This is a genomic window from Nocardia aobensis NBRC 100429 (assembly GCF_000308375.1).
GTDB classification, from domain to species: domain Bacteria; phylum Actinomycetota; class Actinomycetes; order Mycobacteriales; family Mycobacteriaceae; genus Nocardia; species Nocardia aobensis.
This window is the reverse complement of sequence record NZ_BAFQ01000150.1, coordinates 25,430-46,998: the sequence shown is the minus strand read 5'-3', so window position 1 is coordinate 46,998 and position 21,569 is coordinate 25,430. Positions and strand designations below refer to the sequence as shown.

Sequence of the window (21,569 nt, the reverse complement as noted above, 5' to 3'; positions counted from 1 at the left end):
GCCCCCCTCTCGTTCGTCGTTCCGGCTGTCAGCGCAGTCGCTTGGTGCTGCGCATGCTGTGGAATCGGTTTGCGATACACCGCCCGGAATGCCCGACGGGGCCAGCTCCTCGGCCATCGCTCCGCCTCCTCACTGTGTGTTAGCGCAGAATGATTTTTCCGTCGGACCGGACGTGCCCACCGACGGTCCCACACCGCGACGTAGTCCCGCGGACATCCCCGAGCTTGTCGTTCCGATGCGAACATGCGTTCGAAACGCGGTCTGCGCCAAAGGCTCTCGCGCGGACCCGGAATGACATGTCTGTGATTAGACACGCCGGACGCGTCGATGGTCAAGCTGCCGACACAATTCCGTTACTATCCGAGGCCGCCTTCGACGCGGTTCGGTAACCTCGAAGTAGCAAATGACCAGCAAATACGCACTCGAACCCCCGCTTCCGGGCACCGCATAGGCTGTGCGGATGTGACTGGAGAACAAGCGGACATCGCGGCCGAGATCGAGCGGATTGATCGTAAACCGCGCATTGCGGTGTTGGTCGGTGGAGTCGGCGGCGCGCGCTTCTTACAAGGTGTACGGGAACTGCTGCCGGAAGCGGATGTAACGGCGCTGGTGAACGTCGGCGACGACGTCTGGATGCACGGTTTACGCATCTGTCCCGACCTGGACACCTGCATGTACACGCTGGGTGGGGGTATCGATACCGAGCGCGGCTGGGGCCGGGTGGGAGAAACCTGGCACGCCAAGGAGGAACTGGCGAAATACCACGCGCAACCGGATTGGTTCGGACTCGGAGATCGCGATATCGCGACGCATCTGGTGCGCAGTGAAATGCTGCGCGCGGGATACCCGCTCTCGGCGGTTACCGAAGCGCTGTGCAATCGCTGGCAGCCCGGTGTGAAACTTCTCCCGGCAACCGACGATCGGTGCGAAACGCACGTTGTGATCAGTGACCCCGACAACCCTGGCGAACGCCGCGCGATTCATTTCCAGGAGTGGTGGGTACGGTACCGAGCAAACGTCGAGACCCATGGATTCGTCACAATCGGGGCGGATCAAGCCAAACCCGCCCCTGGTGTGACGGAAATCATAGAGGGTGCTGATGTGGTGCTGCTGGCCCCCTCGAACCCCGTGGTGAGCATCGGTGCGATCCTCGCGGTGCCGGGTATCCGGGGCGCGTTGCGGACCACCTCTGCCAAAGTCGTCGGTTTATCGCCCGTGATCGGGGGAAAACCCTTGCGCGGCATGGCGGATGAATGCCTCGAGGTGATCGGTGTGGAAACCTCGGCCGAGGCCATCGGACGGCACTTCGGCGCCCGCTCGGACACGGGCATCCTCGACGGCTGGCTCATCCATTCGACCGACGAGGCCGATGTGCCGGGTGTCCAGGTGCGCAGCGTGCCGCTGCTGATGAGCGATCCCGCCGCCACCGCCGCGATGGTGCGGGAGGCGCTCGACATCGCGGGGGTGCCGGCATGAGCACTCAGGAGCGAAACACCGACCATGCGCCCGGCGGGGAGATCAGGATCATCCCCGTGCCGGGGCTACCGGAATTCCGGCCGGGTGACGATGTCGCGGAACACATTGCGGCCCAGGCCCCCTGGCTCGTCGACGGCGACGTGCTGGTCGTGACGAGCAAGATCGTCGCCAAGGCCGAGGGGCGCATCGTCGAGGCGCCCCGGGACCCGGACGAACGCGATGCCGTGCGTCGCAAACTCGTCGACGCCGAGGCGGTGCGGGTGCTGGCGCGCAAGGGGCGCACCCTCATCACCGAGAATCACATCGGCATCGTGCAGGCTGCCTCGGGGGTCGACGGTTCGAATGTGGAGCAGGGCGAATTGGTCCTGCTGCCAACCGATCCCGATGCCAGCGCCGCGGCGCTGCGGGCGGCACTGGCGCAGCGGCTGGGCGTCGACGTCGCGGTGGTGATCACCGACACGATGGGCCGGGCCTGGCGCATCGGCCAGACCGATGCCGCGATCGGTGCCGCCGGTCTGCGTGTCGTGCACGACTATGCCGGCGCGGTCGACGGGCAGGGGAACGAGCTGCAGGTCACCCAGGTGGCGGTGGCCGACGAACTCGCTGCCGCGGCGGATCTCGCGAAGGGCAAGCTGGGCGGCGTGCCGGTCGCGGTCGTGCGCGGGCTGACTCCGCACGACGACGGATCCACCGCCAAGGATCTGCTGCGCGGTGGCGAGGAGGATCTGTTCTGGCTCGGCACCGCCGAGGCGATCGAGCAGGGCCGGCGGGAAGCTCTGTTGCTGCGCCGCTCGGTGCGGACCTTCGCCGACACTCCGGTCGATCCGGAGTTGATCCGCGCCGCGGTCGGCGACGCGCTCACCGCGCCCGCTCCGCATCACACCCGGCCGGTGCGGTTCGTGTGGCTGCGGCAGCCGGCGCTGCGCGCGCGCCTGCTGGATTCGATGGCGGCGCAATGGCGTAACGACCTCGGTGCCGACGGTCTGGATCCCGATCGGGTGGAGCGCCGGGTCGCACGCGGCCGGATCCTGTTCGACGCACCCGAGGTGATCATTCCGTTCTGTGTCCCCGACGGCGCGCACGACTACCCGGACGAGCGCCGCCGCGCCGCCGAGTCGACCATGTTCACCGTCGCGGTCGGTGCGGCTGTGCAGGGTCTGCTGGTCGGTCTGGCCACGCGCGGTGTCGGCAGCTGCTGGATCGGCTCGACCATCTTCGCGCCCGAGGTCACTCGCGAGGTCCTGGGTCTGGCGCCGGACTGGAAACCATTGGGCGCCATAGCCGTCGGCTATCCGGAGGAGGAGCTTTCGCCGCGCCCGCCGCGCGAGGCGGGAACGGGTCTGGTCGAGCTGTGAGTACCGAGTCGTTGCATGCCTCGGCCACCGAGCTGCTCGAAAACTGGAAGCCCGCGACGCATCCGGAACAGTCCGTGCGGGAGGCGATGCTGGCATTTCTCGGTTCGGCGCCGCGCGGCTGTCTGCGCGAACACGCACCCGGTCACATCACCGCCTCGGCGGTGGTGTTCTCACACGACGAGCGTGAGGTGCTGCTGACGCTGCATCCGCGGGTCGGCCGATGGATCCAGTTGGGCGGTCACTGCGAGCCGGGTGACGAGACCGTGGTCGACGCCGCGCTGCGGGAGGCGACCGAGGAGTCCGGGATCGCCGGACTGGAGGTCGAGCCCGGGCTGTACGGCGCGCAGGCCCACCCGATCACCTGCTCGCTCGGGGTGCCGACCCGACACCTGGATCTGCTGTTCAAGATTCGCGCACCGCGCGGCGCGATTCCGGTGCGCAGTGCGGAGTCGACGGATCTGCGGTGGTGGCCGGTCGACGCGCTGCCCGCCGATTCGGACGTGCTACTGCGCTGAATCGATCGTCGACGGCGGGACGGGGTGCGCGCCGCAGCCCGTCCCGCCTGGCCGTTGCGGACTGTCACAACGCGTTTACAAATCGGCAAAAATGTATAGACGTCCGACAGGTGTAGGCATATTGTCCACGGTAATGGTTACCCACATCACAGTGAATGTGGCAGCTGTATCGAATGGAGACGACGATGTCGACCGAAGCCGGAACCGCCGACGGCCTGCTCGACTCGGGCTGGCGTGACCGCAAGCGCTATCTGTGGTTGTGGGGCCTGTTCGCGCCGACGGGGCTGTTCATCATCGGACTCCCACTCATCTGGGGTCTCAACGAACTGGGCTGGCACACCCTCGCGAAGGTGCCGTTCTGGCTCGGCCCGATCCTCATCTATCTGGTCATCCCCGCCGCCGACCTGTTCTTCGGCGCCGACGGCGAGAATCCGCCGGACGAGGTCATGGAGTATCTGGAGAACGACCGGTACTACCGCTACCTCACCTACATCTACCTGCCGTTCCAGTACGCGTCGCTGATCATGGCGTGCTATCTGATCACCGCGGACAACCTGAGCTGGCTCGGTATCGACGGCGGCCTGACCGTCGTGGACAAGATCGGCCTGGCCCTGACGGTCGGCATGGTCGGCGGCATCGGCATCAACACCGCGCACGAACTCGGGCACAAGAAGGTGCATCTGGAGCGCTGGCTGTCGCGGATCGCGCTGGCGCAGACGTTCTACGGCCACTTCTACATCGAGCACAACCGCGGCCATCATGTGCGGGTGGCCACGCCGGAGGATCCCGCGAGTTCCCGTGTGGGCGAGTCGTTCTGGGCGTTCTGGCCGCGCACGGTATGGGGCAGTCTGCGCTCCGCGTGGGGGCTCGAGCGGACCCGGCTGGAACGGCTCGGGAAGCGGCCGTGGAGCCTGCACAACGATGTGCTCAGCGCGTGGGCGATGTCGCTGGTGCTCTACGCGGCGCTGGTGGCCGGCTTCGGCCTCGAGGTACTGCCGTATCTGGTGCTGCAAGCGGTGGTCGGCTTCAGCCTGCTGGAGGCGGTCAACTACCTGGAGCACTACGGTCTGCTGCGGCAGCGCACGGCTCGCGGCCGGTACGAACGGCCGACACCGCGGCACAGCTGGAACAGCGACCACCTCGTCACCAATATCTTCCTGTACCACCTGCAGCGGCACAGCGATCACCATGCCTATCCGACCCGGCGCTATCAGACCCTGCGCAGCTGGGACGGGGCGCCGAATCTGCCGAGTGGCTACGCCAGCATGATCCTGCTCGCCTACTTCCCGCCGCTGTGGCGGCGCGTGATGGACAAGCGCGTCGTGGCCCATTACGACGGCGACCTCACTCAGGCGAACGTGCAGCCGAGCAAGCGGGACAAGGTCCTCGCGCGTTGCCAGGAGGCACGGTGAGCGACGATCGCGCAGCGGCTCACGGTGCCGACCGGGTGCGGGTGTCCCGCATGACACAGGAGGCACGGTGATGGGCGCCTTTCGTTGCCCTGTCTGCGATTACGTCTACGACGAGGCGAAAGGTGCTCCGCGGGAAGGATTTCCGGCGGGCACCCCGTGGGAGTCGGTGCCGGACGACTGGTGCTGCCCGGACTGCGGGGTACGCGAGAAGATCGATTTCGAGGAGGCACGGTGAGCGACAATCGCGCAGCGGCTCGCCGTGCCGACCGGGTGCGGGTGTCCCGCATGACACAGGAGGCGGGATGAGTCGGCCCTATCGGATTTTTCAGTGCGTCCAGTGCGGCTTCGAATACGACGAGGAGCAGGGCTGGCCGGACGAGGGTATTGCGCCGGGGACGCGCTGGGAGGAGATTCCCGACGACTGGACGTGTCCGGACTGTGGGGCGGCCAAGGCCGACTTCTTCATGGTCGAGATCGAACGTTCGTGAGTCGTTTTGACTGCGGAAGCCGCCCGTGACACCGTCGCGGGTATGCCGCGTAACGGATCCCGGGTCCCGTATCAGGAAGCGGCGCGCACCCTGTTGCGCACGTCGGTCCTCGATGCGATGCGGGAACTGCTGATCGAGCGGGACTGGGCCAAGATCACGCTCGGCGACGTCGCGACGCGGGCCGGGGTGAGCCGGCAGACGCTGTACAACGAATTCGGCTCCCGGACGGGGCTGGCGCAGGCCTATGCGCTGCGGCTGGCGGATCAGCTGGTGGACCATGTCGGAACGGCCGTCGCCGACAACGTCGGCGATGCGCGGGCGGCGTTCCGCGAAGGCCTGGCAAATTTCATCCTCGACAGTGCGGCCGACCCGCTGGTGCAGTCCCTGGTGGTCGGTGAGGCCAAGCTGGATCTGCTGCGGTTGATCACGCTCGACGCCGGGCCGCTCATCGAACATGCCGCCCGGCGCTTGGCCGTGGCCTTCGAAAACAGCTGGGTGGGGGCATCGGCGGCGGAGGCGGATGTGCTCGCCCACGCCCTGGTGCGCATCGCCATCAGCTACATTCCGACCCCGGCCGCACTGCATCGCGACGCCCCGGAGGAGTTGAGCAGACTGCTCGCACCGTATGTGGAGGCGATTCTCGCCGCCCGGGACCGGACCGGCGGCCGGTAGCGCGAAACCCGTCCTGTGACAGATAACGATTTGTTCCGGCGCCGGTTGGGGTGCCGGCCGACAACCGCACCGGCCTCCCACGGCCGGAACGACGGCGACGAACAGTCGCTGACCTGCGCGGTCTCCGTGGAAACGGCGGTTGCTCACCCGGTGCGGCGCAGCGGATTCGGGCCCACGCTGTCTGTGACTTCGGGTCCGCGTGTGTAACGGTTACCACTTTGCGGGTTTGAACCGGGCGTAACGGCCTCGGAGCCGCTACATATTTACCTGGCAAGAGTCCAGGTAAATTCAAGTGGGGCAATCAGTGCAAACGGTCGGCAAACGCTCGGGTTCGGCTGATCCCAAGAAGCATCTGTGGATGTTGGGATTGATCGCCCCGGGCTGCGCATTGCTCCCTTCCCAGCTGGTCGCCCGGACCGGCATCGAGGCGTTCTGGTGGATCGGGCCGATCATCGTGCTGATCGTGATACCGCTGCTGGACTGGTTCGTCGGCGAGGACGGCACCAACCCGCGCGACGAGGATTACGAGCGTCTCTCCCACGATCGCTACTACCGGTGGTGCACGTATCTGTTCCTGCCCATCCAGCTGACCGGACTGGTGATCGCGGCCTACATGTGGTCCGGTGACGAACTCGGCGTGGTGGACAAGCTGGGCCTGGCGGCGACGCTCGGATTCGTCAGCGGTATCGGCATCAACGCCGCGCACGAGCTGGGGCATCGGGTGGAACGGCTGGAGCGGTGGCTGGCCAAGCTCGCGCTCGCGCAGTCGGGATACGGACATTTCTTCGTCGAACACAACAAGGGCCACCACGCGCGGGTGGCCACCCCGGACGATCCGGCCAGCGCCCGTTTGGGCGAATCGCTGTGGATGTTCCTGCCGCGCAGCATCTTCGGCGGATTGCGCTCGGCGATCCGGCTGGAACGCGACCGGCTGCACCGCAAGGGCCTCGGCTGGTGGAACGTGCGCAACAACATCCTGCAGGCGTGGTCGATGACGGTGGTGCTCTACGGTGCGCTGCTGGCGGTGTTCGGCCCCGGCATGCTGCCGTATCTGCTGCTGCAGGCCGTGATCGGCTTCGGGTTGCTGGAAACCGTGAACTACGTCGAGCACTACGGGTTGCTGCGCCGCCGTCTGCCCGGTGGCCGCTGGGCGCGCTGCTCGCCGGCCGACAGCTGGAATTCCGATCGGCTGGTCACCAACATCTTCCTGTTCCACCTGCAGCGCCACAGCGACCACCACGCCAATCCGGGACGCCGGTACCAAACGCTGCGCAGTACCCAGGAGGCCCCGCAACTTCCCGCGGGCTACGCGACGATGATCCTGTTGGCCACCGTCCCGCCGCTGTGGCGACGGGTGATGGATCCGAAGGTCGCCGCGCACTACGCGGGCGATCTCGGCCGAGCCAACATCGCGCCGCGCAAGCGGGAGCGCACCCTGCCCGTCTACCGGCTCGCGGGCTAGTCGCGGCGTCAGACGGGGACCAGCTCGGTCCGTTCGGCGGGAGTTCCGGATGCTTCGGCGGGTTCGCTGTCGACCATCGTCGTCTCGTCGAAGGGCAGTTCCCGGTCGAGCACGGCGCGCATCCGGACGTCGTCGATGGTCTTCGTCCAGGTCCCGACCAGGACGGTGGCGACGGCATTACCCGAGAAGTTCGTGATGGCGCGGGCTTCCGACATGAACCGGTCGATGCCGACGATCAGGCCCACACCGTCCAGCAGATCCGGGCGATGGCTCTGTAGACCACCGGCCAGGGTGGCCAGTCCCGCTCCGGTCACCCCGGCCGCGCCCTTGGAGGCGACGATCATGAACACCAGCAGGCCGATCTGCTGCCCGAGCGAGAGCGGTTTACCCATCGCGTCGGCGATGAACAGTGAGGACATCGTCAGGTAGATCGCGGTGCCGTCGAGGTTGAACGAATATCCGGTCGGGACGACGATGCCCACGGTCGAGCGTTCGACACCGAGGTGTTCCATCTTCGCGATCAGCCGCGGCAGCGCCGATTCGGAGGACGAGGTGGAGAAGATCAGCAGATATTCGCGCGCCAGGTAGCGAACCAGCTTGACGATCGATACGCCCGAGCTCACCCGGAGCAGCGCACCCAGTACGCCGAAGACGAAGACCAGGCAGGTCAGATAGAAGGCGAGCATCAACGCCGCGAGCTGTTTCACCGCATCCAGGCCGGTGGCCGCCACCACGTTCGCGATCGCGCCGAAGGCACCGATCGGCGCCAGCCACAGGATCATGGTCAAGATCTTGAACACCAGCTTCTGCGCCAGCCCCACGGCGCGCAGGATCGGTTCGCCCTGCGTACCCATGGCCTGGACGGCGAAGCCGACGAGCAGGGCCACGAACAACGTCTGCAGCACGCTGCCCGCGGTCAGTGACGACAGCAGCGATGTGGGGATGATGCTTTCCAGGAAGTGCCAGGTGCCGCCGGTGCTTTCGGCCTGCTTCACGTATCCGGCAGCCGCGCCGACGTGTTCGTGGACGTTCAGCCCACTGCCCGGCCGCAGCAGATTTCCGACCCCGAGACCGATCGTCAGAGCCACCGTCGACATGATCAGGAAGTAGCCGAGCGCCAGGCCGCCGATCTTGCCGACCCGCGCTGCCGCCCGCACCGAACCGATACCGAGCACGATCGTGCAGAAGATGACCGGCGAGATCATCATCTTGATCAGGTTGACGAACATGGTGCCCAGCTCGCCCACCGACTTCCCGAAGCCGGGCGCGAGCCAGCCGACGAGTACGCCGGCCACGACCGCCACGATGACGGCGAGATAGAGCCAATGGGTACGGTCGCGACGGTGCGTCCGTGTCGAGTCGCTCATGATGTGCCTCCGGTGCTGCCCGATCTGTGCCTCGGGTTCGTACTGTGATGATGGGGGTGACCGTGACCTCGGTCACCATTACGTACGTTTCGTTCACGGGAGGGCCGTTGCGGGCGAAAGGCCGGACCGCGAGTTCGCCTGTGCGGCGCGCCCGGGGCATGACGCTGGCCGGCCAGGTCTTCGTGGTGCAGCTGGCGGTCCTGGTGGTGGTGATCGCGGTCGGGTCGGCGCTGGCGGTGTGGGAGGTGCGCCGCGAACAGGACGATGCGACGGCTCGCCGGGTGACCGGCATCGCGGTCGCCCTCGCTCAGGCGCCGTCCACGGCCGCTGCGGTGCGTACGCCGGATCCCACGACCGTGCTGCAGCCGGTGACCGAACGGATCCGGCAGCGGACCGGCGTCGATTTCATCGTGGTGATGGCACCAGACCGCACCCGCTACACCCACACCGATGTCAGCCGGATCGGACAACCGTTCAGCGGAAACATCGATCGGGCGCTGGCCGGTGAGACGTTCACCGAGACCTACACCGGGACGCTGGGCCCGTCGATCCGGGCGGTCACCCCCGTCGTCGACGACACCGGCCGGGTCGTCGCGCTGGTCTCGGCCGGCGTGACCCGGGCCCGCATCGGCGATCAGGTGAGTGCGCAACTGCCGCTGATCCTCGGTGCGGCCGGCGCCGGTCTGGTGCTGGCCGTGCTGGGCGCATTCCTGCTGCGCCGCAGGCTGCTGCGCCAGACCCAGGGACTGGGCCCGGCCGAACTCCGGACACTCTACGAACATCACGATGCCGTGCTGCACTCCGTGCACGAGGGGCTGATCGTGTTCGACCGCGACGACCAGGAGGCGGCGGTGGTCAACGACGAGGCCAGGCGCCTGCTGGAACTGCCCGACGGCCCGGTGCGCCGCGCCGACCTGCCGGTGTCGCTGCGGCGGCTCGACGCCACGGTGGTCCGCGACGAGATGCATGTGACAGCCGCCCGCGTGCTGGTGGTCAACCAGGACGTCGTCTCCTGGGCGGGGCGACGCCTCGGCACGGTCCTCACCATCCGCGACCACACCGAACTCCGCGACATCATGGGCGAGCTGGATTCCGCGCGCGGTCTGGCCGAATCGCTGCGGGCGCAGGCGCACGAGGCGGCCAATCGGTTGCACGCGGTGATCACGATGGTCGAGCTGGGTCATGTCGATCGAGCTGTCGACTTCGCGACGGCTGAACTGCGGCTGTCCCAAGCACTCATCGACCGCCTGACCGATGCGGTCCACGAGCCGGTCCTGGTCGCGCTGCTGCTCGGCAAGGTCGACCGGGCCATCGAACGCGGTGTGGAGCTGACCGTCGCCGAGGACACCGCGCTGGAGTCGGTCGCCCCGCTGACCGCGCAGGAAGTGGTCACCCTGGTGGGAAATCTGGTCGACAACGCGGTGGACGCGGTCGCGCAGGATCCCGACGCGTGGGTGGAGGTCTCCGTCCGCTCGGAGGCGTCGGCGCTGATGGTCAGGGTCGCCGACAGTGGGCCGGGAATGTCGGAGGAGGCTTTCGCGCAGGCGATGGAACGGGGATATACGACCAAGGCCGAACACCACGGACTCGGACTGGCGCTGGTCTGGCGGCTGGTGACCCGATACGGCGGTACGCTGCGGGCCGAGCGCAGCCCGGAATCGGCTGTCGTGGTGAGGATTCCGGTGCGATGACGGGGCAGCCGATCCGGGTGCTGATCGTGGAGGACGAACCGCGCATCGCCGCGGCGCATCACTCGTATGTCGCGCGGGTGGCCGGATTCGAGCCGGTGGGTGTGGCCGCCACCGGCCGCGATGCGATTCGGACGGCAACCCACGCCGCCGCCGCGGGAAACCCGATCGAGCTGGTGCTGATGGATCTGGGGCTGCCGGATATCGGTGGGCTCGAGGTCACCGCGGCCCTGGCCCGACTGCGGCCGCGACCCGATGTGATCGCCATAACCTCGGCGCGCGACCTCGAGATGGTGCGTGCCGCGGTCGCGCACGGGATCGCGCTGTATCTGCTGAAACCCTTCACCTTCGCGGCTTTCCGCGACAAGCTCGAGCGCTATCTGGAGTTCCGGGCCGCGTTGCCGGCCGGTGATGCGACGCTGACCCAGCACGACATCGATCGGGCGTTGAGCGCGCTGCGCACCGCCGATCCGAAAGCGGCAGCCCCGAAAGGTATTGCGCCGCAGACGCTCCAGGAGATCTCCCGGGCGCTTCGCGCGGCGCCGGACGGGCTGTCGGCGACCGAAACCGGCCGTGCCGTGGGCGTTTCACGTGTCACGGCATGGCGCTATCTGGAACAGTTGGCGACCGACGGCGTGGTGGAACGCCGATCGGACTACGGCCGCGCGGGGCGTCCCCAGGTCCGCTACGTCTGGCGCCGGTGATGCGCGGCCGACCCGGCCGCACCCCGTCGGCGTACACCGAACGCGTGTGAGCGACTAGCCTGAGTTGTCGAACCGACATCCACCGAGAGGCTGATCCAGGCGCATGACGACCTCAGAACTTTCCGCTCAGACGAACCTGACTCCCGATGTCCGCAACGGCATCGACTACAAGGTGGCGGATCTGTCGCTGGCCGAGTTCGGCCGCAAGGAGATTCGACTGGCCGAACACGAGATGCCCGGTCTGATGGCGCTGCGGCGCGAGTACGCGGAGGTGCAGCCGCTGAAGGGTGCGCGCATCTCCGGTTCGCTGCACATGACGGTCCAGACCGCGGTGCTGATCGAGACCCTGGTCGAACTGGGTGCGCAGGTGCGCTGGGCGTCGTGCAACATCTTCTCCACCCAGGATCACGCGGCCGCGGCGGTCGTGGTGGGCCCGCACGGCACGATCGACGAGCCCAAGGGCACGCCGGTCTTCGCCTGGAAGGGCGAGACCCTGGAGGAGTACTGGTGGGCGGCCGAGCAGATGCTCACCTGGCCGAACGAGCCCGCCAACATGATCCTCGACGACGGTGGCGACGCGACCATGCTGGTGCTGCGTGGCGCCCAATTCGAGAAGGCCGGGGTCGTTCCGCCCGAGGACGAGTCGCATTCCACCGAATACAAGGTGTTCCTCAACCTGCTGCGCGCGAGCCTGGCCGCCGATGCGGGCAAGTGGAGCGCGATCGCCGAATCGGTGCAGGGTGTCACCGAGGAGACCACCACCGGCGTGCTGCGGCTGTACCAGTTCGCCGCGGCCGGCGAGCTGACCTTCCCGGCGATCAACGTCAACGACTCGGTCACCAAGTCGAAGTTCGACAACAAGTACGGCACCCGGCATTCGCTGATCGACGGCATCAACCGCGGCACCGATGTGCTGATCGGCGGTAAGAAGGTGCTGATCTGCGGTTACGGCGATGTGGGCAAGGGCTGCGCGGAGTCGATGGCCGGCCAGGGCGCGCGTGTTCAGGTCACCGAGATCGACCCGATCAACGCGCTGCAGGCGCTGATGGACGGCTTCGACGTCGTCACCGTCGAGCAGGCGATCGCCGATGCCGACATCGTGATCACCTCGACCGGCAACAAGGACATCATCGGCCTGGACCACATGAAGGCGATGAAGGATCAGGCGATCCTGGGCAACATCGGCCACTTCGACAACGAGATCGATATGGCGGCGCTGGAGAACTCCGGGGCCACCAAGCTGAACATCAAGCCGCAGGTCGACCTGTGGACCTTCGATTCCGGCAAGTCGATCATCGTGCTGTCCGAGGGCCGGCTGCTGAACCTGGGCAACGCCACCGGCCACCCCTCGTTCGTGATGAGCAACAGCTTCTCCAACCAGGTCATCGCGCAGATCGAGCTGTGGACCAAGCCGGAGCAGTACGACAACGAGGTCTACCGCCTGCCGAAGGTGCTGGACGAGAAGGTCGCGCGCATCCACGTCGAGGCGCTGGGCGGTACCCTGACCAAGCTGACCAAGGACCAGGCCGAGTACATCGGCGTGGACGTCGAGGGCCCGTTCAAGCCGGAGCACTACCGGTACTGAGTTCGGAAACGGTTGTCCCGCCGGTGCTTTCGAGCCCGGCGGGACGTCCGTCTCGTGCGTCGCGAACGCTCAGATCTGGCAGGTGGGGCTGGGGTGGAGCAACCAGCACAGCACCGAGCCCGGCTCGTTCGAACCGCTCGCCGAGCCGGATCCGAGCGGCGTGTCGGCGATCGCGGTGTTCGCCTCCGGCGTCCGGACTGTCGTCGCGGCGGCACAGACGGTGCCCGGGGTGCATCCGTGGCTGATCTGGCCGAGCAGTTTCACCAGGTCGATGAGGCTGCTGCCGGCGCCCCCGTCGGTGGCCGAATCCGCGCTTCCGGAGGTGCCCGCGACCGGGGCGGCCGGCTCGAGCGGGAGCGGTGCGGCCGCCGCGACACCGGCGGCGAGACCCGCGGTGATCGCGAGAGTCGCTGCGGCGGTACGTAATACACGAGAGATGAGCATGGGGCGCCTTCCTGTTTTCGGGACGCTTCCTTCATCCCGCGCGGCGTCGCGGCCGTTATCCGGTGTGATGCCCCCAAAAGTAGTGCCTTATGAAACGTTGGCGTTTCTGATAACGCGCGCGGGTGCGTGGAACAGGGCGGACGCAAAAGTTGTAACCTGCACGTTATGGGTGCACTCATCGCGGTAGAGGGCCTCGACGGCGCGGGTAAGCGGACGTTGATCGACGCCGTCGTCGCGGGCCTGCGCGACCGCGGGCTGCGCGTGGACACGCTGGCCTTCCCGCGCTACGGCCGGTCGATCCACGCGGATCTGGCGGCCGAGGCGCTGCGTGGCCGGCACGGCGATGTGGCCGCATCCGTGAGCGTGATGGCGCTGCTGTTCGCCCTGGATCGCGCCGAGGCCCGCGACGAGTTGTCGAAACTGTTGGCGGACAACGATATTGTGCTGCTCGATCGGTATGTCGCCTCCAATGCCGCCTACAGCGCCGCGCGGGCGGGCGAACAGGCGGACGGCGAAACGAGTTCGTGGGTAGCGGAATTGGAGTTCGGCCGGTTCGAACTGCCGGTGCCCGATATCCAGGTGCTGCTCGACGTGCCGATTGAGCTGGCGATCGAACGCGCCCGGCGCCGAGGTGAACTCGACACCGCCCGCGCGCTCGACGCCTACGAACGAGATATATCGCTGCAGGAGCGTACGGCGGCGGTCTATCGTGTGTTGGCCGAATCGCGGTGGCACGGGCCGTGGTGGGTCCATGCGCCGCAGGACGATCCGGTCCGACTCACCGAACGACTGGCGGAAATGATTGGCCGATAGGGTGGCATGTGCGTCGGTAATGTAACCAGTGTTGGCGTGGTTGCCCGTTCCGAGCCGGAGAGATGACAACATAGTAATTATGAAGCCGAAGATTCTGGTCGTCGACGACGATATGGCGCTCGCCGAGATGCTCACGATCGTCTTGCGCGGCGAGGGTTTCGACCCCCATGTGGTCGGCGACGGCACGCAGGCGCTCACCGCGGTCCGGGAATTACGCCCGGATCTGGTGCTGCTCGACCTCATGCTTCCGGGCATGAACGGTATCGACGTGTGCCGGGTGCTGCGCGCCGATTCCGGTGTGCCGATCGTGATGTTGACGGCCAAGACCGATACGGTCGACGTCGTCCTGGGCTTGGAATCGGGTGCCGACGACTACATCGTCAAACCCTTCAAGCCGAAGGAGCTGGTCGCGCGGGTGCGGGCGCGGTTGCGCCGTACCGACGACGAGCCGGCCGAACTCCTGTCGATCGCCGACATCGTCATCGACGTACCGGCCCACAAGGTGACCCGCAGCGGTCAGCAGATCTCGCTGACCCCGCTCGAGTTCGATCTGCTGGTGGCCCTGGCGCGCAAACCGCGGCAGGTCTTCACCCGCGAGGTGCTGCTCGAGCAGGTGTGGGGTTACCGGCACGCGGCCGACACCCGCCTGGTGAACGTGCACGTGCAGCGACTGCGGGCCAAGGTCGAGAAGGATCCCGAGAACCCTGAGATCGTGCTGACCGTTCGTGGCGTGGGCTACAAGGCCGGACCGCCGTGATCGCAGGCTCCAGAAGCCGCGTCGAGCGGCTGCTGGCAGCTGTGGTGGCCTGGTTCAAATCCGTCGGAGAATCGCTGGGCCACACGTGGCGGCGATCGCTGCAGTTGCGCGTGGTGGTTTCCACGCTCACCCTGTCGCTGATCGTCATCACGATCCTCGGTGTGGTGCTGACCAGTCAGATCACCGACCGCCTCCTGGACGCGAAAGTCAATGCGGCCGTTGAGGAGATGGGCCGCGCCCGCAATACCGTCGAGGCGCAGCTGACGGGCGTCTCCGATTCGAGCACCCAGGCGGTCCGGTTGCAGGACGCCGTGCGCGCACTCTCCACCGGCAGCGGCAGTTCCTCCACCGGCGGGGCCGGAACCTACAACGTCGCCCTGGCGATGGTCGGCGACGGCCAGCAGGAGGTGACCGCCGGGCCGATGCTGGAGGTTCCCGCCGAGTTGCGCCGGTTCGTCCAGCAGAACCAGGTGAGTTACCAGTTCGCGACGATCTCGGATCCGGACGGATATCGCGGGCCGGCGCTGATCATCGGCAGCCCGAGCTCGGAAGTGCCGACCCTCGAGGTCTATCTGATCTTCCCGCTCAACAACGAGCAGCGCAGCCTGAGCCTGATGCGCGGCACCATGCTGATCGGCGGCATCGTGCTGCTGCTGTTGCTGGCCGCGATCACCGCGCTGGTGGCCCGGCAGGTGGTGTTGCCGATCCGCTCGGCCGCCCGCATCGCCGGACGCTTCGCCGACGGCCGCCTCAAGGAGCGGATGCTGGTCCGGGGTGAGGACGATATGGCCAGACTCGCCATGTCGTTCAACGAGATGGCCGAAAGTCTGTCCAATCAGATCACCCAGCTCGAGGAATTCGGCAACCTGCAACGCCGCTTCACCTCCGATGTCAGCCACGAACTGCGGACCCCGCTCACCACGGTGCGGATGGCCGCCGACCTCATCCACGGTTCCAGCGACGAACTCGATCCGGCGCTGGCACGCAGTGCCGAACTGCTGGTGACCGAGCTGGACCGGTTCGAGGGTCTGCTCAACGACCTGCTCGAGATCAGCCGCCACGACGCCGGTGTGGCCGAATTGCAGATCGAATCGCTGGACGTGCGGATGTGCGCGCGGGCGGCGGTCTCCACGGTCCGGCATCTGGCCAAGGAATCCGGCTGCGAACTGGTGGTGGATCTGCCCGAGGAACCGCTGGTCGCGGAGGTCGATCCGCGCCGCGTGGAACGCGTACTGCGCAATCTGCTCGCCAACGCCATCGACCACAGCGAGGGCAAACCTGTCCTCATCCGGATGCGCGGCGACGTCGACGCCAACGCCGTCGCGATGGTGGTGCGCGATCAGGGCGTCGGACTACGGCCCGGCGAGGAGAAGCTGGTCTTCAATCGCTTCTGGCGGTCCGATCCCTCGCGGATGCGGCGTTCCGGCGGTACCGGCCTCGGTCTGTCGATCAGTGTCGAGGATGCGAATCTGCACGACGGACGGCTCGAGGCCTGGGGTGAACCCGGCGCGGGCGCGAGCTTCCGCCTGACCCTGCCGCTGGTGCGCGGACGCAAACTCGGTGCGAGCCCCCTGTCGCTGGAACCGCCCAAGCGGCGGCTGGCCGAACTGCCCGCAGGTTCGGTGGACGCGGCGGGCGAACCGGTGGATCCGGCCCCGGAAACCGATCCGGCGGGTGATTCGCCCGACTCGGCGGCGAGCCGTCCGCCGGACGATGGGCCCGACGGCGCGGCGGGCGTTCCCGGTACCGTCGAAGCGAATGCCGATGACGAACCGTCGGCCCGTACGACGCCGGCGGACGAGGACTCACCGGAATCGCCGGAGGGTGAACCGGCGACCGAGCGGAGATCGCCGAAACCGGCGGGGGAGAGCGCGGGCGGTTCGGACGACACCGCACTCGCCGACAAAGAGGACATCAATCCATGAACCGCACCCGTCTGGCAACGCTGCTCGCCGCGCTGTTCAGCTGCGTGCTGGTTCTCACAGGCTGCGCCAATCTGCCCGATTCCTCGGCTCCGCAGGCGCTGGGCACGCTCAACCACGAACCCACCTCGACCGGCCCGCATCCGCCGATCGTCGGGCGCGACCCGGATCTGCTGCTGCACGACTTCCTGGAGGCGACCGCCGACCCGACCGACCATCATCGGACGGCTCGGCAGTACCTCACCCCGGCGGCCGCACAGAGCTGGGACGACACGGCCAGTACGGTCATCGTCGACAAGCCGGATACGCTGCGCGAATCGCGGTCGGACAATACGGCGACCTATCAGATCCGCGCCCGCAAGGTCGGGCAGCTGGAAGCCGACGGCGCCTACAGCCCGGTGGACAACCTGCTCGAGAGCAAGATCGAGATGACCAAGGTCGGCGGCGAGTGGCGCATCGACGACCTGCCCGCGGGCGTCGCGATAGACAGCAATGCCTTCTACAAGTCCTATCGGCGCTTCACGGTGAACTTCGCCAACCCGGAGGGGACCGCGATGGTGCCGGACCTACGGTGGGTCTCGGCTCGGAAGGAGCAGCTCACCAAGGTCCTGCTGTCGCTGCTCTCGCAGGGGCCGCAGCAGGCCCTCGCGCCCGCCGTGCGCAACGTACTGGCCGATCCGGTGACCGTGCGTGGCATCAGCAAGGCCAACGGCGACGTGGAGGGTGTGGGCGTGGGCCTCGGCGGCGTCCGGGTCGACCTCACCGGCACCGGGGGACTTGATCCACACAGCAGGGAACTGCTGGCCGCCCAGGTGGTGCTGACCCTGTCGAGCGCCGACATCCTGGGCCCGTACTTCTTGTTCGGCGACGGAAAGCCGCTCGACGAACGGCATGCGGAATCCGGCTGGTCGGTCGCCGACGTCGGCAACTACAACGTGATCAACCGCGCACACAACAAGATCGGGCTGCACGTGGTGCGCGACGGCGCGCTGATGAAGGTGACCGACACCTCCGTCGTGCCCGTACCCGGATATTTCGGGGCCGCACGCAATCTGCAGTCGGTCGGTCTGTCCGAGGACGGCAAACTCGTCGCGGCGGTGGCCGACAGCGGCCAGCCCGCGCCGGCTCCGGCGCAGACGTTGATCATCGGCAGCTATGACGGCACGGCGTTCCCGGTGGCCCAGGGCAACAGCTTCACGCGGCCGTCGTGGGCCTTCGACGGTGGATCGGCGTGGGTGGTCGTGGACGGCAACCGCGTCATCCGGGCCGTGCACGACCAGGCCAACGGCAATGTGTCGGTCCAGGACGTCGACTCCTCGGACTTGTTCGCGGTGGCGCCGGCCAGTTCCTCCGGATCGGTTCCGCCGCGGCTGCCCATCACCGAACTGCGGATCTCACGCACCGGCGCGCGGGCGGCGATGATCATCGGCGGCAAGGTCTATGTCGCGGTGGTGGTGCCCAGGGGCGACGGGAAGTACGCGCTCACGTCGCCGCAGCCGGTGGCGGTGAGCCTCAGCACGCCCGCGGTCTCGGCCGACTGGCTCGGCGCCGACACCCTGATCGTGGCCCGCGAGGGCAGCGTCGATCCGGTGCAGTCGGTCGTCATCGACGGATCGCAGCCGAATCCGTTCACCAGCCGGAACCTGACCACCCCGGTGCGCGTGGTCAGCGCCTCCCCGGACGACCAGTACGTCGCCGATTCCCGCGCGGTCATGCAGCTGCAATCGGTGGAGCCCAATACGGAACGCTTCTGGCGAGAGGTCCAGGGCCTGGGCGCCAACGCGATTCCGGTGTTGCCGGGCTAGTCGCCACACGCGCTGGGTGTCGGTGCCCTCGGCCACACTGGGCCGATGCGGACGCTGCTGGATTTGGTCCTGCCGCAGTACTGCGGGGGATGTGGATCGGCCGGAACCGGATGGTGCGAGGAATGTGCCGCGGCCCTGAGCGCGGGGCCGATGCGGGTGTGGCCGCGCACCGATCCGGGGGTGCCGTGCTGGGCGTTGAGCGGATACGCGGGGCCGGCGCGGCGCGCGGTGGTGGCGGCCAAGGAATCGGGCCGCCGGGATCTGGCCGCACCGCTGGGCCGCGCACTGGCCCGCGGCCTGGGCCTGCTGCGCGCTCCCGGCCGTCCGCTGATTCTGGTCCCGGCGCCGAGTCGCCGGGTCGCGGCACGCCGCCGCGGGGGTGATCCGGTGCTGCGGACGGCGCGCGTCGCGACCGGTTGGCTGTCCGATTGCCATCTCGCACCCGTGCTGTGGGCGCGGGGTGGGGTGCGCGACTCGGTCGGATTGAGCGCGCGGGCACGCCGGGACAACCTGGCGGGCCGGATCGCCGGCCGCATCGAATCGACCTCGGTGCTGGTCACCCTGGCGGCCGCCGACATCGTGCTGGTGGACGATGTCCTCACCACGGGGGCGACCGCGGCGGAATCGGTGCGGGTACTGGCCGGCGCGGGGGTGAACGTGCGTGCCGTGATGGTGACATGCGCCGCGTGAGTCGGAGAAATTTGCGTGAACAGTGGCGGACCGATCGTCGGCGTAATAGCGTTGCTGACAGAGCGATCTGACACCCGAACCCAGAGTTTGGAGGTGGCGACTCGGACGACTTCGTACCGAGCTTTCCGGCATGAGTGGCGGGCCACGGGTGGCAGTCTGCAAGCCCTTTCCGAATCCCGCGCAACCCTCTCTTCGTCCGGCTCGGTGCGGTTGCTAACCCGCCGCACATGATTCGGTTGTGCGGCCAGATCCGGGAGGTACGCGTGACGACTTCACGACCTTCAGTGAAAGAAGCAGATCCCTCGACCGGTACGGGCACCCAGCTGGGTTCCGATGAACTGAACGGAGCCGAACAGACTATTTCGGATGTGCCTCGGACGCCCGATGCGGACGTCGTGGTCAAGGGACGTAACGTCGAGGTACCCGATCATTTCCGCATTCACGTCGCGGACCGACTCTCCCGCTTGGAACGTTTCGACCCGTCGATCTACCTTTTCGATGTCGAGCTGTTCCACGAACGAAACCGCCGCCAGCGCAAGAACTGTCAGCGTGTCGAGATCACCGTGCGCGGCAAGGGCCCGGTGGTCCGGGCCGAAGCCTGTGCCGACAGCTTCTACGGCGCACTGGAGTCCGCGGTGGTCAAACTCGAGGCCCGATTGCGGCGCAGCAAGGACCGCCGCCGGGTGCACTACGGAGAGAAGACGCCGGTATCGGTCGCCGAGGCGACGGCCGCCCTGGTGGAAGACACCCTGCCCGCCGGCGCCGACGGATCCGAGTCGGCCGACCGCACCGATACCGAATCGGGCGAGTACGCCGGACCGGGGCATATCGTGCGCACCAAGGTCCATTCCGCGACTCCGATGTCGGTGGACGACGCCCTGTATCAGATGGAGCTCGTCGGCCACGACTTCTTCCTCTTCCACGACCGCGAGACCGATCGTCCGTCGGTGGTGTACCGCCGCCATGCCTTCGACTACGGGTTGATCAGGCTGGCGTAGCGAGTGTCGGAAGCCGGACGGCCGGGGCCGCAACGCCCCGGCCGTTCGCCGTTCACCGGACCGGCGAGATTACCGTGACACCTTGTATCGGAATCTTGCTCGCCCTACTGTAAGGGCATGGCCACCAAGCGTTCTCGTCGCGCCGTCATCGTCGCCGGCGCTCGCACCCCGTTCCTGCGCGCCTTCACCGACTACACCCGAATGGACACCATCGACCTGGGTGTCCTGGCGGTCGGCGGTCTGCTCGAGCGGACCGGGCTGCCCAAGGATCAGGTGCAGGCGATGGTGTGGGGCGGGGTGATCCTGCCGAGCGCGGCGCCCAACGTCGCGCGCGAGATCGCCTTGGATCTGGGCCTCGATCACGGTTGCGAGGGCTACACCGTGACTCGCGCCTGCGCCTCCGGCCTGCAGGCCGTGACCGCGGCGGCGGCCGCCATCGAGCGCGGCGAATACGACATCATGGTCGCCGGCGGCAGCGATTCGACCAGTAATGCCGAGGTGAAGCTGCCGCAGAAGATGGTGCACGCGGCCGCGCCGCTGGCCCTGGGCAAGCCGAAGCCGAAAGATTACCTGTCCGCGGTGGCGCAGCTGGCGCCGTTCACGGATCTGCTGCCGCGACGCCCGAAGATCGCCGAGCGCACCACCGGCGAGGTGATGGGGGAGTCGGCGGAGAAGATGGCCCGCATCCACGGCATCACCCGGGAAGGACAGGACGTCTTCGCCGCCCGCTCGCACCATCGCGCGGCGGCGGCGATCGAATCCGGCCGGTTCGACCGGGAGGTCCTTCCGGTCGCCACCGCGGACGGGAAGACGGTCACCCGAGACGGGCTCGTGCGCGCGAACACCAGTGTGGAGAAGCTGGCGACCCTCGCCCCGGTTTTCCGGCGCGACGGCACGGTGACGGCGGGCAACGCCAGCCCGCTCACCGACGGCGCCGCCGCGGTGCTGCTGATGAGCGAAGAGAAGGCGCGCGCTCTCGGTTTCGAACCGCTGGCGGCCTTCCGGTCCTGGAGTTTCGTGAGCGTCGATCCGTCCGATCAGGTGTTGATCGGTCCCGCCATCTCCATGCCGCGGGCGCTCGACAAGGCCGGCCTGGCCCTGTCGGACATGGATTTCGTCGATATCCACGAGGCCTTCGCCGCTCAGACCCTGTCGGTGGTGTCCGCGCTCGGCAGCGACACATGGGCGAAATCGCGGCTGGACCGCGACAGTGCCGTCGGCGAGATCGACCCGGAGATTCTCAACGTGCACGGCGGTTCGGTCTCGCTCGGCCACCCGTTCGGCGCCACCGGCGCCCGCATGGTGACGACCATGGCCAACGAGCTGGCACTCACCGGGAAGAGCACCGCGCTGCTGGGCATCTGTGCCGCGGGCGGGCACGGCGCGTCCGCCGTCCTCGAACGGGTGTAAGGCGGG

General features: G+C 67.6%; 20 protein-coding genes. 18 read left to right on the top strand and 2 right to left on the bottom strand.

All coding sequences use genetic code 11. The features are described 5' to 3' along the window. The first annotated feature begins 504 nt into the window (after positions 1 to 504). The 8 genes from cofD (at position 505) to RJ03_RS19720 (ending at position 7,380) form a co-directional block, all read left to right on the top strand. Positions 505 to 1,476: a 2-phospho-L-lactate transferase gene (cofD, locus tag RJ03_RS19750; RefSeq protein ID WP_198163935.1), complete on the top strand. Its 972-nt coding sequence runs from the start codon at positions 505 to 507 to the stop codon at positions 1,474 to 1,476. Beyond that, positions 1,473 to 2,831 (top strand): coenzyme F420-0:L-glutamate ligase, encoded by a 1,359-nt coding sequence (locus RJ03_RS19745; RefSeq protein ID WP_036504558.1) that lies wholly within the window; start codon positions 1,473 to 1,475, stop codon positions 2,829 to 2,831. The genes cofD and RJ03_RS19745 overlap by 4 nt, the downstream gene beginning before the upstream one ends. Beyond that, complete coding sequence (locus RJ03_RS19740; RefSeq protein ID WP_036504556.1) at positions 2,828 to 3,346, top strand: NUDIX hydrolase; 519 nt, start codon at positions 2,828 to 2,830, stop codon at positions 3,344 to 3,346. The genes RJ03_RS19745 and RJ03_RS19740 overlap by 4 nt, the downstream gene beginning before the upstream one ends. A 185-nt stretch (positions 3,347 to 3,531) precedes the next feature. Further along, positions 3,532 to 4,758: an alkane 1-monooxygenase gene (locus RJ03_RS19735; protein WP_051024909.1), complete on the top strand. Its 1,227-nt coding sequence runs from the start codon at positions 3,532 to 3,534 to the stop codon at positions 4,756 to 4,758. Between the two features lie 70 nt (positions 4,759 to 4,828). Beyond that, positions 4,829 to 4,993: a rubredoxin gene (locus RJ03_RS36150; protein ID WP_083871167.1), complete on the top strand. Its 165-nt coding sequence runs from the start codon at positions 4,829 to 4,831 to the stop codon at positions 4,991 to 4,993. A 67-nt stretch (positions 4,994 to 5,060) separates the two neighbouring features. Continuing rightward, positions 5,061 to 5,246 (top strand): rubredoxin, encoded by a 186-nt coding sequence (locus RJ03_RS19730; RefSeq protein WP_036504555.1) that lies wholly within the window; start codon positions 5,061 to 5,063, stop codon positions 5,244 to 5,246. Positions 5,247 to 5,288: 42 nt separating this feature from the next. Then, positions 5,289 to 5,918: a TetR/AcrR family transcriptional regulator gene (locus RJ03_RS19725; RefSeq protein WP_051024908.1), complete on the top strand. Its 630-nt coding sequence runs from the start codon at positions 5,289 to 5,291 to the stop codon at positions 5,916 to 5,918. 358 nt (positions 5,919 to 6,276) lie between these two features. Further along, positions 6,277 to 7,380: an alkane 1-monooxygenase gene (locus RJ03_RS19720; RefSeq protein WP_051024907.1), complete on the top strand. Its 1,104-nt coding sequence runs from the start codon at positions 6,277 to 6,279 to the stop codon at positions 7,378 to 7,380. An 8-nt stretch (positions 7,381 to 7,388) separates the two neighbouring features. On the opposite strand, the gene RJ03_RS19715 is transcribed toward RJ03_RS19720, so the two are convergent. After that, positions 7,389 to 8,747: a cation:dicarboxylate symporter family transporter gene (locus RJ03_RS19715; RefSeq protein ID WP_036504551.1), complete on the bottom strand. Its 1,359-nt coding sequence runs from the start codon at positions 8,745 to 8,747 to the stop codon at positions 7,389 to 7,391. 158 nt (positions 8,748 to 8,905) lie between these two features. Between RJ03_RS19715 and RJ03_RS19710 the strand changes: the two genes are divergently transcribed. The 3 genes from RJ03_RS19710 (at position 8,906) to ahcY (ending at position 12,724) form a co-directional block, all read left to right on the top strand. After that, positions 8,906 to 10,438, top strand: a complete 1,533-nt coding sequence (locus tag RJ03_RS19710; protein WP_036504550.1) for a sensor histidine kinase — start codon at positions 8,906 to 8,908, stop codon at positions 10,436 to 10,438. After that, complete coding sequence (locus RJ03_RS19705) at positions 10,435 to 11,139, top strand: response regulator (protein ID WP_036504548.1); 705 nt, start codon at positions 10,435 to 10,437, stop codon at positions 11,137 to 11,139. The genes RJ03_RS19710 and RJ03_RS19705 overlap by 4 nt, the downstream gene beginning before the upstream one ends. Positions 11,140 to 11,242: 103 nt before the next feature. After that, positions 11,243 to 12,724, top strand: a complete 1,482-nt coding sequence (gene ahcY, locus RJ03_RS19700; protein WP_036504546.1) for an adenosylhomocysteinase — start codon at positions 11,243 to 11,245, stop codon at positions 12,722 to 12,724. A 69-nt stretch (positions 12,725 to 12,793) separates the two neighbouring features. Here the strand turns inward: ahcY and RJ03_RS19695 are convergent, their stop codons facing one another. Then, a complete protein-coding gene (locus tag RJ03_RS19695) occupies positions 12,794 to 13,168 on the bottom strand; it encodes a hypothetical protein (protein ID WP_036504543.1) in 375 nt (124 codons plus the stop codon). A 165-nt stretch (positions 13,169 to 13,333) separates the two neighbouring features. Here RJ03_RS19695 and RJ03_RS19690 point away from each other — a divergent pair, with 165 nt between their 5' ends. The 7 genes from RJ03_RS19690 (at position 13,334) to RJ03_RS19660 (ending at position 21,563) form a co-directional block, all read left to right on the top strand. Beyond that, positions 13,334 to 13,981, top strand: a complete 648-nt coding sequence (locus RJ03_RS19690; RefSeq protein ID WP_036504541.1) for a dTMP kinase — start codon at positions 13,334 to 13,336, stop codon at positions 13,979 to 13,981. A gap of 79 nt (positions 13,982 to 14,060) precedes the next feature. Next, a complete protein-coding gene (gene mtrA / locus RJ03_RS19685; protein ID WP_030515021.1) occupies positions 14,061 to 14,738 on the top strand; it encodes an MtrAB system response regulator MtrA in 678 nt (225 codons plus the stop codon). Then, on the top strand, positions 14,735 to 16,663 hold the full coding sequence (gene mtrB / locus RJ03_RS19680) for an MtrAB system histidine kinase MtrB (RefSeq protein WP_167331989.1): 1,929 nt from the start codon (positions 14,735 to 14,737) through the stop codon (positions 16,661 to 16,663). The genes mtrA and mtrB overlap by 4 nt, the downstream gene beginning before the upstream one ends. Continuing rightward, positions 16,660 to 18,465: an MtrAB system accessory lipoprotein LpqB gene (gene lpqB / locus RJ03_RS19675; protein WP_036504539.1), complete on the top strand. Its 1,806-nt coding sequence runs from the start codon at positions 16,660 to 16,662 to the stop codon at positions 18,463 to 18,465. Before mtrB ends, lpqB begins: the two co-directional genes overlap by 4 nt. A gap of 45 nt (positions 18,466 to 18,510) precedes the next feature. Next, positions 18,511 to 19,155 carry a ComF family protein gene (locus RJ03_RS19670; RefSeq protein WP_036504538.1) on the top strand — a complete coding sequence of 215 codons (645 nt, stop codon included), beginning with the start codon at positions 18,511 to 18,513 and terminating at the stop codon, positions 19,153 to 19,155. Between the two features lie 368 nt (positions 19,156 to 19,523). Then, positions 19,524 to 20,153, top strand: coding sequence for a ribosome hibernation-promoting factor, HPF/YfiA family (gene hpf / locus RJ03_RS19665; protein WP_232329548.1), 630 nt, complete (start codon positions 19,524 to 19,526; stop codon positions 20,151 to 20,153). 117 nt (positions 20,154 to 20,270) lie between these two features. Next, complete coding sequence (locus RJ03_RS19660; RefSeq protein WP_036504536.1) at positions 20,271 to 21,563, top strand: acetyl-CoA C-acyltransferase; 1,293 nt, start codon at positions 20,271 to 20,273, stop codon at positions 21,561 to 21,563. Positions 21,564 to 21,569 lie beyond the last annotated feature (6 nt).